Annotated in this window: 13 protein-coding genes; 12 read left to right on the plus strand and 1 reads right to left on the minus strand. The window is 63.7% G+C overall.

What is annotated here, in order from left to right:
• Positions 1–37: 37 nt before the first annotated feature.
• Positions 38–616: a Maf family protein gene (locus tag M2S36_RS21825; RefSeq protein ID WP_207832202.1), complete on the minus strand. Its 579-nt coding sequence runs from the start codon at positions 614–616 to the stop codon at positions 38–40.
• Positions 617–712: 96 nt separating this feature from the next.
• Here M2S36_RS21825 and M2S36_RS21830 point away from each other — a divergent pair, with 96 nt between their 5' ends.
• From M2S36_RS21830 to M2S36_RS21885, 12 genes are all read left to right on the plus strand, one after another.
• Positions 713–1240 carry a YceD family protein gene (locus M2S36_RS21830; protein WP_114170339.1) on the plus strand — a complete coding sequence of 176 codons (528 nt, stop codon included), beginning with the start codon at positions 713–715 and terminating at the stop codon, positions 1238–1240.
• A 13-nt stretch (positions 1241–1253) separates the two neighbouring features.
• Positions 1254–1436 (plus strand): 50S ribosomal protein L32, encoded by a 183-nt coding sequence (rpmF, locus tag M2S36_RS21835; protein WP_003247154.1) that lies wholly within the window; start codon positions 1254–1256, stop codon positions 1434–1436.
• A 3-nt stretch (positions 1437–1439) separates the two neighbouring features.
• Positions 1440–2450, plus strand: coding sequence for a phosphate acyltransferase PlsX (gene plsX, locus M2S36_RS21840; protein WP_075044133.1), 1011 nt, complete (start codon positions 1440–1442; stop codon positions 2448–2450).
• A gap of 253 nt (positions 2451–2703) precedes the next feature.
• A complete protein-coding gene (gene fabD, locus M2S36_RS21845) occupies positions 2704–3642 on the plus strand; it encodes an ACP S-malonyltransferase (protein WP_082888261.1) in 939 nt (312 codons plus the stop codon).
• A gap of 15 nt (positions 3643–3657) precedes the next feature.
• Positions 3658–4398 (plus strand): 3-oxoacyl-ACP reductase FabG, encoded by a 741-nt coding sequence (gene fabG, locus M2S36_RS21850; RefSeq protein WP_063911721.1) that lies wholly within the window; start codon positions 3658–3660, stop codon positions 4396–4398.
• A 203-nt stretch (positions 4399–4601) separates the two neighbouring features.
• Complete coding sequence (acpP, locus tag M2S36_RS21855) at positions 4602–4838, plus strand: acyl carrier protein (protein WP_063911722.1); 237 nt, start codon at positions 4602–4604, stop codon at positions 4836–4838.
• Positions 4839–5028: 190 nt separating this feature from the next.
• Positions 5029–6273 (plus strand): beta-ketoacyl-ACP synthase II, encoded by a 1245-nt coding sequence (gene fabF / locus M2S36_RS21860; RefSeq protein ID WP_333957835.1) that lies wholly within the window; start codon positions 5029–5031, stop codon positions 6271–6273.
• Complete coding sequence (gene pabC / locus M2S36_RS21865) at positions 6273–7088, plus strand: aminodeoxychorismate lyase (protein ID WP_333957836.1); 816 nt, start codon at positions 6273–6275, stop codon at positions 7086–7088. The genes fabF and pabC overlap by 1 nt, the downstream gene beginning before the upstream one ends.
• 4 nt (positions 7089–7092) lie before the next feature.
• Positions 7093–8289 (plus strand): endolytic transglycosylase MltG, encoded by a 1197-nt coding sequence (gene mltG, locus M2S36_RS21870; RefSeq protein WP_063911725.1) that lies wholly within the window; start codon positions 7093–7095, stop codon positions 8287–8289.
• A 9-nt stretch (positions 8290–8298) separates the two neighbouring features.
• A complete protein-coding gene (gene tmk / locus M2S36_RS21875; RefSeq protein ID WP_063911726.1) occupies positions 8299–8931 on the plus strand; it encodes a dTMP kinase in 633 nt (210 codons plus the stop codon).
• Complete coding sequence (locus M2S36_RS21880) at positions 8924–9910, plus strand: DNA polymerase III subunit delta' (protein ID WP_333957838.1); 987 nt, start codon at positions 8924–8926, stop codon at positions 9908–9910. Before tmk ends, M2S36_RS21880 begins: the two co-directional genes overlap by 8 nt.
• A gap of 30 nt (positions 9911–9940) precedes the next feature.
• Positions 9941–10723, plus strand: a complete 783-nt coding sequence (locus M2S36_RS21885) for a TatD family hydrolase (protein ID WP_207832196.1) — start codon at positions 9941–9943, stop codon at positions 10721–10723.
• Positions 10724–10837 lie beyond the last annotated feature (114 nt).

Genomic DNA, 10837 nt, shown 5'->3' on the forward strand with positions numbered 1-10837 from the left:
CGCTCGATCTCGCAGGCGCTAAAAATCTCAAGGCGGGTTACGGAATCACCACCCCTTCCTTGGTCAACATATCCACTAGCCGAATCAACGGCAGCCCAATCAGGCTGGTCGCATCGCACCCGTGTGTGCTCTGGAACAAACTCACCCCCAGCCCCTCCGCCTTGAAACTCCCGGCGCAGTCCAGCGGCTGTTCTGCCGCCACGTAGCGCTCCACCCGCTCCCGGTCCAGTTCGCGCAGGGTCACGGTAAACGGCACGCAGTCCACCTGGCAGTGCCCGGTGGCGCTGTTCAGCAATGCCAACCCGGTCAGGAAGCTCACCTGCTGCCCGCTGCACTCCAGCAGCTGCTCGCAGGCCCGCTCGAACGTATGTGGTTTGCCCAGTACCTGTTCGCCCAGTACCGCAACCTGGTCCGAGCCGATGATCAGGTGCTCGGGGTGGCTGCCCGCCAGGGCTTCGGCTTTTTGCCTGGCCAGCCGGCGCACCAGCTCCACCGCGGGTTCGTCATCCAGGCGCCGCTCGTCTATGTCGGGGCTTGCCCAGGTGAAGGGCAGGCGCAGGCGCGCGAGCAGTTCGCGGCGATAGGCAGAGCTGGAAGCCAGTAACAGAGGAAGCATGGTAGACTCCTGAATCAGTTGAACAAATTCTATCACGCACGATGCCGCCGAATTTCCTTTGACAGGGGCGGGGGGCATCCCTAGAATGCTGCGCCTATGTTGAATGACCCGATTCCACCTCACGTTGACCCGCGCAAATTAGCCGATCGTGGCGTAACCATTAACGGTTCGCTGCAACTCGCTGATTTGGAAAGACTCTGCGACCCGCTTTCCGACAATGTCGGTACGGTGCAGGCGAAGTTCGATTTTGAACGAGATGAACAGCACGTGGTGGTTATCCACAGCGAGCTGGACGTCGAAGTCAAGATGGTTTGCCAGCGTTGTCTTGAGCTGGTCACCCTGCCGATCCACAGCGAATGTACGTACGCCGTGGTGAAGGAGGGTGCGAATACCCAGTCGTTGCCGAAAGGCTATGACGTGCTGGAACTGGGCGAAGATCCTTTGGATCTGCAGGCATTGGTCGAGGAAGAGCTTTTGCTTGCCTTGCCAATCGTGCCTGCTCACCATCCGGAAGAATGCCAGCAGCCGGCGGGCGCAGACGAGCCCGAATCGAGCAAGGACGAGGTATCGCGGTCCAACCCGTTCAGTGTTTTGGCGCAGTTAAAGCGTGACCCAAACGTTTAGGAGTTAATCAATTATGGCTGTTCAGCAGAACAAAAAATCCCGCTCTGCCCGTGACATGCGCCGTTCGCACGACGCTCTGTCGGAAAACGCGCTGTCGGTAGAGAAAACCACCGGTGAAGTTCACCTGCGTCACCACGTTTCGCCAGAAGGCGTATACCGTGGTCGCAAAGTGGTCGACAAGGGCGCTGACGAGTAATCCTTGTCCGCTCAGATCATCGCGATCGACGCAATGGGCGGGGACTTCGGTCCCCGCAGCATTGTCCAGGCTAGCATTGCCTGCCTTTCGGCTACCCCCTCGCTGCACCTGACCCTCGTCGGTCAACCCTCCCTCCTAGAAGATCTTGTCAGCGGCCTTGCGGCTGCGGATCGCGCGCGCCTGCAGATCGTGGCCGCAAGCGAGGTGGTCGGCATGGACGAACGGCCATCCCAGGCGCTGCGCGGTAAGCCGGACTCGTCGATGCGCATCGCCCTCGAACTGGTGCGCGACGGCAAGGCCCAGGCCTGCGTCAGTGCCGGCAACACCGGGGCGCTGATGGCGCTGTCGCGTTTCGTGCTCAAGACGCTGCCGGGTATCGACCGGCCGGCGATGGTGGCGGCGATCCCGACCCAGACCGGCTACTGCCAGTTGCTCGACCTGGGCGCCAATGTCGACTGCAGCGCTGAAAACCTCTACCAGTTCGCCGTGATGGGCTCGGTGGCCGCCCAGGCCCTGGGTGTGCAGCGGCCGCGCGTGGCGCTATTGAACATCGGTACTGAAGACATCAAGGGCAACCAGCAGGTCAAGCTGGCGGCCAGCCTGTTGCAGAACGCCCGCGGGCTCAACTACATAGGCTTCGTCGAAGGTGACGGGTTGTATCGCGGCGAAGCCGATGTGGTGGTTTGCGACGGGTTCGTCGGCAACATCCTGCTCAAGTCCAGTGAAGGGCTGGCGACGATGATCGGTGCGCGCATCGAGCAGTTGTTCAAGGGCGGCGTGTTGTCGCGGGCAGCCGGGGCCGTGGCCATGCCACTGCTCAAGCGCCTGCAGGCCGACCTGGCGCCGGCGCGGCACAATGGTGCGAGCTTCCTGGGGTTGCAGGGCATCGTCATCAAGAGCCATGGCTCGGCGGGGGTGCAGGGCTTCCAGAGTGCCATCCAGCGGGCGTTGATCGAGATCCAGGAAAACCTGCCGCAGCGCTTGCATGGGCGGCTGGAGGATTTGCTGTTGTAGCCTGTGCCGACACCTTCGCGGGTAAACCCGCTCCCACAGGTGCCCCACGACCTTCAGGCCTGGGGTAATCCTGTGGGAGCGGGTTCACCCGCGAAAGGGCCGTCACTGAAGGAACAAAGACCTTAGGCATATCGCTGATGAAGTGCTTAAATGTGACCGCTTGGTCTGCGTATCCATCCAAGCTTTCAGATTCCGCGCCTGGCCCAGGGCCTGGCGCACCCTATCCGACGACAAGATCATAAGGGCTTGTTCAATGTCTGCATCTCTCGCATTCGTCTTTCCCGGTCAAGGTTCCCAGTCGCTGGGCATGCTCGCCGAGCTCGGCGCCGAGAAGCCAGTGATCATCGAAACCTTCAAGGAAGCGTCCGAGGCACTCGGTTACGACCTGTGGAAGCTGGTCCAGGAAGGCCCGGAAGAGCAACTCAACCAGACCGACAAGACCCAGCCGGCCATCCTCACCGCGTCCATCGCGCTGTGGCGCCTGTGGCTGGAAGAGGGCGGTGCCAGGCCGGCCTTCGTCTCTGGTCACAGCCTGGGTGAATACAGCGCCCTGGTTGCCGCTGGCAGCCTGAGCCTGAAGGATGCCGTGCGCCTGGTCGAGCGCCGTGGTCAGCTGATGCAGGAAGCCGTGCCGGCCGGCCATGGCGCCATGGCCGCCATTCTCGGCCTGGATGACGCCGTGGTCGTGGAAATCTGCGCCGAAGCGGCCGAGGACCAAGTGGTCAGCGCGGTCAACTTCAACTCGCCAGGCCAGGTGGTCATCGCCGGCAACAAGGCCGCCGTCGATCGCGCCATCGAGCTGTGCAAGGCCAAGGGTGCCAAGCGCGCCCTGCCGCTGGCGGTCAGCGTGCCGTCGCACTGCGCGCTGATGAAACCGGCTGCCGAGCGCTTTGCCGAGGCGGTCAACGCCATCGAATGGCAGGCTCCGCAAATTCCTGTGGTGCAGAACGTCACCGCTGCCGTTGCCGCTGATCTCGGCGCCCTCAAGCACGACCTGCTGGCACAGCTGTACCAGCCGGTGCGCTGGGTCGAATGCGTGCAGACCCTGGCCGCGAACGGTGCGGTCAACCTGGTCGAGTGCGGCCCGGGCAAGGTTCTGGCGGGCTTGAACAAGCGTTGCGCCGACGGCGTGACCACCTACAACCTCAATACCCCTGACGCCGTTGCCGCCACCCGCGCGGCACTGGCCTGATTTGGAGAAGCTTGCATGAGCCTGCAAGGTAAAGTTGCACTGGTCACCGGCGCCAGCCGTGGCATTGGCCAGGCCATCGCCCTCGAACTGGGTCGCCAGGGCGCGACCGTGATCGGCACTGCCACTTCGGCTTCCGGCGCCGAGCGCATTGCTGCCACCCTGAAAGAGCACGGCATCGCCGGTACTGGCATGGAACTGAACGTGACCAGCGCCGAATCGGTTGAGGCTGTACTGGCCGCCATCGGTGAGCAGTTCGGCGCACCGGCCATCCTGGTCAACAACGCCGGTATCACCCGCGACAACCTCATGCTGCGCATGAAGGACGACGAGTGGTTCGACGTGATCGATACCAATCTGAACAGCCTCTACCGTCTGTCCAAGGGTGTGCTGCGCGGCATGACCAAGGCGCGTTGGGGTCGTATCATCAGCATCGGCTCGGTCGTCGGTGCCATGGGCAACGCCGGCCAGGCCAACTACGCGGCCGCCAAGGCCGGCCTGGAAGGCTTCAGTCGCGCCCTGGCGCGTGAAGTGGGCTCGCGTGGCATCACCGTCAACTCGGTGACTCCGGGCTTCATCGACACCGACATGACCCGCGAGCTGCCAGAAGCGCAGCGCGAAGCCCTGCAGACCCAGATCCCGCTGGGCCGCCTGGGCCAGGCCGACGAAATTGCCAAGGTGGTTTCGTTCCTGGCATCCGACGGCGCAGCCTACGTTACCGGCGCCACCGTGCCGGTCAACGGCGGGATGTACATGTAACACTGCAACTCAATGGGACGGATTTCGTAAAAAAAAAGTCATACTGCGAGCCTAAAATCCGTTATAAAGCTGCAACCAGATTCCAGGCAGCGGGTGTGGTGACTGGTGTGAAAGTGCGTTTAGCTTGAAAAGCGAACGTCTTTCTATAAAATTAGCCACCGGCCAGCTGCCTGACATATGTCCATTAGGAGTGAAAACTAGGTATGAGCACCATCGAAGAACGCGTCAAGAAAATCGTCGCCGAGCAACTGGGCGTCAAGGAAGAGGAAGTGACTCTCGAGAAGTCCTTCGTCGATGACCTGGGTGCCGATTCGCTTGACACCGTTGAGCTGGTGATGGCTCTGGAAGAGGAATTCGAGACCGAAATCCCTGACGAAGAAGCCGAGAAGATCACTACCGTTCAAGCTGCTGTAGACTACGTCAAAAGCCACCAGGCCTAAGACGCTGTAGTCGACGCTTCTTGTCGGGAAAAACCGCACTGCCTTTGCCGGCGTGCGGTTTTTTCTTTGCGAGCGCCCTGCATTTTGCAGGTCGGCCTCGTTCACCGAGCACCTAGAGCTTGTTGCCATTTCATTCCATTGCTTGTAATGCAATGGCAAGAAACTCTGTGATTAGAAAAAGGAGAGTACTGTGTCGCGTAGACGCGTCGTGGTCACCGGTATGGGTATGCTGTCGCCACTGGGTACCGATGTACCGAGCACCTGGCAGGGCATTCTGGCTGGCCGCAGTGGCATCGGTCCGATCGAACACACGGACCTGTCTGCCTACTCCACCCGTTTTGGCGGCTCGGTGAAAGGCTTCGAGGTCGAGCAATACCTGTCGGCCAAAGAGGCCCGCAAGCTCGATCTGTTCATCCAGTACGGCCTGGCGGCAGGGTTCCAGGCGGTGCGTAATGCCGGCCTGGAAGTCACCGACGCCAACCGCCAGCGTATTGGTGTGGCCATGGGCTCGGGTATCGGTGGCCTGACCAACATCGAAGAAACCAGCCGCACCCTGCACGATTCGGGGCCGCGTCGTATTTCGCCGTTCTTCGTGCCAGGCTCGATCATCAACATGATCTCCGGCTTCCTGTCGATCCACCTGGGGTTGCAAGGGCCGAACTACGCCATTGCCACTGCCTGCACCACGGGCACCCATTGCATCGGCATGGCTGCGCGCAACATCGCTTACGGTGAAGCCGACGTGATGATCGCCGGCGGCGCCGAAATGGCCGCCTGCGGCCTCGGCATGGGCGGTTTCGGTGCCTCGCGTGCACTGTCCACCCGCAACGACGAGCCAAGCCGGGCAAGCCGCCCATGGGACAAGGGCCGTGACGGCTTCGTGCTGTCCGACGGTGCCGGTGCCCTGGTGCTCGAAGAGCTGGAGCATGCCCAGGCACGCGGCGCGACCATCTATGCCGAGCTGGTCGGCTTTGGCATGAGCGGCGACGCCTACCACATGACTTCGCCACCCGACACCGGCGAAGGCGCTGCCCGCTGCATGGGCAACGCCCTGCGCGATGCCGGCATCCAGCCGGAAGAGGTCAGCTACATCAACGCCCACGGCACCTCGACCCCGGCGGGCGACGTGGCCGAAGTGGCGGCGATCAAGCGCGTGTTCGGTGAGCATGCCTACAAGCTGGCGGTCAGCTCGACCAAGTCGATGACCGGCCACCTGCTGGGCGCCGCCGGTGCCGTGGAAGCGATCTTCAGCGTGCTGGCGATCAACAGCCAGATGGCTCCGCCCACCATCAACCTGGACGAGCCGGACGAAGGCTGCGACCTCGACTTCGTGCCGCACCAGGCGCGCAGCATGCCGATCGATGTGGTGCTGTCCAACTCGTTCGGCTTTGGTGGCACCAACGGTTCGCTGGTATTCCGCCGGTTCGCCGGTTGATGCACAGCTGGATCGATGGCCAGCCGGCGGCTGCAGTCAACCTGCAGAACCGCGGCCTGGCCTACGGCGATGGCCTGTTCGAGACCATCGCCGTGCGCGGCGGCCGGCCCAGCCTGCTGGACGGCCATCTTGCACGCCTGGCGCTGGGTTGCCAGCGCCTGGCGATCAGCGCCGACCTGGCGCTGGTGCGCGACGAACTCCTGCGCTATGCCAGCCAGCTCGGTGATGGTGTGGCCAAACTCATCATTACCCGTGGCGACAGCCAGCGCGGTTACGCCCCGGTTGCCGGTGTCGCGCCGCGACGTATCCTGCAGAGCAGCCCGTTGCCCAGCTATCCTGTCGAACATGCCGAACGCGGCGTGCGCTTGTTCCCGTGCCAGACCCGGCTTGGGGAACAACCGCTGCTGGCTGGCCTCAAACATCTCAACCGCCTGGAGCAGGTACTGGCCCGTGCCGAATGGCAGGACAGCGAACATGCCGAAGGCCTGATGCGTGACGGGCAGGGCAGGGTGATCGAAGGGGTGTACAGCAATCTGTTCCTGGTGCGCGATGGCGTACTGCTCACGGCCGATCTCAGCCGCTGTGGCGTCGCTGGCGTGATGCGGGCTGCGTTGCTGGAACAGGCAGCGCTGCAAGGCATCCCGGTGCAGGTCTGCGACTTGCCGTTCGACGCGCTGGAGCAGGCAGATGAAGTATTTGTTTGCAATAGCGTCTACGGTGTCTGGCCTGTGCGTGGCGTTGCCGCGCTAAACTGGTCGCCGGGCCCGCTCACCCGTAAACTGCAGGCCGTTGCCCGTACGTTACTGGAAACCTGAATTCGTGAGACGTAAATTCCTGCTGCTGCTGGAAATGGGCTTGATCCTCGCCGGCCTGGCTGTGGGCTGGTCGGCCTGGAAGGTCAACTCGGTCCTGGAGCAGCCCCTGCACGTCACGCAGGAGCGCCTGCTCGACGTGCCCAATGGCACCACCCCCAACCGCATGTTCTATCGCATGCAGAACGAAGGGTTGCTCGACGACGCCGTCTGGTTGCGCCTGTACTGGCGCTTCAACATGGCCGGCACGCCCCTGCACACCGGCGAGTACCGCCTGACCCCCGGCATGACCGTGGAGCAGCTGTTCGATGCCTGGCGTCGGGCTGATGTGGTGCAGTACAACCTGACCCTGGTCGAAGGCTGGACCTTCCGCCAGGTGCGCTCGGCTGTGGCCAAGCATGAAAAGATCAAGCACACCCTGGACGGCCTGTCCGACGCGGAAGTCATGGACAAGCTCGGCCATACCGGCGTGTTCCCCGAGGGGCGCTTCTTCCCGGACACCTACCGCTTCGTGCGCGGCATGAGCGATGTCGAGTTGCTGCAGCAGGCCTATATGCGCCTGGATGAAGTGCTGGCCAAGGAGTGGGCCGAGCGCACCACCGACCTGCCATACCGTGACCCGTACCAGGCGCTGATCATGGCCTCGCTGGTGGAGAAGGAAACCGGCATTCCCCAGGAGCGCGGGCAGATCGCCGGGGTTTTCGTACGGCGCCTGCGCCTGGGCATGATGCTGCAGACCGACCCGACGGTGATCTACGGCATGGGTGAGCGCTACAATGGCAAGATCACCCGCGCCGACCTGCGCGAGCCGACGCCGTACAACACCTACACCATCACCGGCCTGCCGCCGACCCCGATTGCCATGGTCGGCCGCGAGGCGATTCACGCGGCGCTCAACCCGTCCGATGGCACCAGCCTGTACTTCGTCGCCCGTGGCGATGGCAGCCATGTGTTTTCCGACGACCTCGACGACCACAACTCGGCGGTGCGCGAGTTCCAGCTCAAGCGCCGTGCGGACTACCGCTCCAGCCCTGCGCCGCAATCGCAGCCAGAGCCACAGCCGGGTGCCGGCGAGGCCGAACAGCCCGAGGCGCCTGAGGACGACTCTACTGCGCAGCCGGCACCCGATCAGCCGCCTGTGCAGGACGCCCCTGCCGGCGGCGCGCAAGCGGCCGAACGGCCGATGCCTGACGAACAACATTAAGGACTGCCCGTGAGCGGCTTGTTTATTACTTTGGAAGGCCCCGAAGGCGCGGGCAAGAGCACCAACCGCGACTACCTGGCTGCACGCCTGCGTGAGCAGGGGCTGGACGTGGTGCTCACCCGTGAACCCGGCGGTACGCCGCTGGCCGAAAAGGTGCGTGAGCTGCTGTTGGCGCCCAGCGACGAAAGCATGGCGGCCGACACCGAGTTGCTGCTGGTGTTTGCTGCGCGTGCACAGCACCTGGCCCAGGTGATTCGTCCGGCGCTGGCCCGCGGGGCTGTCGTTTTGTGTGACAGATTTACCGATGCCACATACGCCTATCAGGGGGGCGGGCGCGGTTTGCCAGTAGAGCGTATCGCTACTCTGGAGCAATTCGTCCAGGGCGACCTGCGCCCGGACCTGACCCTGGTCTTCGACCTGCCGGTCGAGGTGGGCCTGGCCCGTGCCGCCGCCCGTGGCCGCCTGGACCGTTTCGAGCAGGAAGGCCAGGGGTTCTTCGAAGCGGTGCGCCAGGCCTACCTGCAACGCGCCGGGCGGGAACCGCAGCGCTATAGCCTGCTCGATGCCGCCCAGCCTCTGGAAGCCGTGCAGCGTGCCATCGATGCGCTGCTGCCAGGCATCGTGGAGCGTTGCCGTGGCTGAGGCCTATCCTTGGCAGGAGGCCCTCTGGCAGCAACTGGCCGGCCGTAGCCAGCACGCTCACGCCTACCTGCTGCATGGGCCGCAGGGGATTGGCAAGCGCGCCCTGGCCGAGCGCCTGATGGCCCGCCTGCTGTGCCAGCACCCACAAGGCCTGGAGGCCTGTGGCGAGTGCAAGTCCTGCTTGCTGCTCAAGGCCGGCAGCCACCCGGACAACTTTGTCCTCGAGCCCGAAGAAGCCGACAAGCCGATCAAGGTCGACCAGGTGCGCGAGCTGGTGGCCTTCGTGGTGCAGACTGCGCAGCTGGGTGGGCGCAAGGTGGTGCTGATCGAGCCGGTGGAGGCGATGAACGTCAACGCCTCCAACGCCCTGCTCAAGAGCCTCGAGGAGCCCTCTGGCGATACCGTGTTGCTGCTGGTCACCCACCAGCCCAGCCGCCTGTTGCCGACCATCAAGAGCCGTTGCCAGCAGGTGGCCTGCCCGCAGCCCAACCTTGCCCAGAGCCAGGCCTGGCTGGCCGGCGCGCTGCCCGACAGTGACGAGGCCGAGCGCGACGAGTTGCTGACCCTGGCGGCCGGTTCGCCGCTGATGGCCGTCAGCCTGCAGGCGCAAGGCGTGCGCGAGCAGCGCGCGCTGGTCACCGACGGGGTGAAGAAGCTGCTCAAGCAGCAGCAATCGCCCAGCCAGCTCGCCGATGCCTGGAGCGGTGTGCCGCTGTTGCTGCTGTTCGACTGGTTCTGCGATTGGGCGCACCTGATCCTGCGCTACCAATTGACCCAGGACGAGGAGGGGCTAGGCTTGGCCGATATGCGCAAGGTGGTGCAGTACCTGGCGCAGAAGAGCCGCCAGGCCAAGGTGCTGGAGGTGCAGGCGTGGATACTGGAACAGCGCCAGAAGGTGCTGGGCAAGGCCAACCTCAACCGTGCGTTGTTGCTTGAATCGTTGCTGGCCCATTGGCTGCAACTGCCGGGCGCCCGCTGATTTCCCATTTTTCATGTGTGTTGTTATCCCATGCTCGTAGATTCCCATTGCCACCTCGACCGTCTTGACCTGAGCGCCCATCAGGGCTCCCTTGATGCTGCCCTGCAGGCGGCGCGTGAGCGCGGGGTCGGGCATTTTCTGTGTATTGGCGTCAGTGCCGAGAATGCTGGCGCGGTGAAGGCGCTGAGCGAGCGGTACGCCGATGTCGATTGCTCGGTGGGCGTACACCCGCTGGACCTGGCGCCGGGCGAAACGCCGGCGCTGGAATGGCTGCTGCGCGAACTGGCTCACCCACATGTGGTGGCCATTGGTGAAACCGGGCTGGATTACCACTACGAGCCGGAGGCTGCAGAGCTGCAGCAGGCGTCGTTCCGCCTGCATCTGGAGGCCTCGCGACAGACCGGCAAGCCGGTGATCGTGCACACCCGTGCGGCGCGTGCCGATACCTTGGCGCTGCTGCGCGAGGCCAACCTGCCGCAGGCTGGCGTGCTGCACTGCTTCACCGAAGACTGGGACATGGCCAAGGCGGCGCTTGACCTGGGGTATTACATTTCGTTGTCTGGCATCGTTACCTTCCGCAATGCCGATGCCCTGCGTGAAGTGGCGCGGCAGGTACCGGTAGATCGGTTGCTGGTGGAGACGGATTCGCCGTATCTGGCGCCGATTCCGCACCGGGGCAAGCCGAATTTGCCACAGTATGTGCGCGAGGTGGCGGAGTATGTGGCTTCGTTGCGGGGGGCCAGTTATGAGCAGTTGGCTGAGCAGACAACGGCGAATTTCAAGCGCTTGTTCCCGTTGGCGCGGGTGGGCTGATTCGCAGGGTTGGTATTGCGTGAGGGCCACCAGGGGCTCGCCATAGCAGTTTTAGCGCCTGTGAGATCGAGCGCCGCCCGCGCGGCGCATCGCGAGCGAAGCTCGCTCCTACAT

This window comes from Pseudomonas sp. SF2 (assembly GCF_036858055.1).
In the GTDB taxonomy this organism is placed as follows: domain Bacteria; phylum Pseudomonadota; class Gammaproteobacteria; order Pseudomonadales; family Pseudomonadaceae; genus Aquipseudomonas.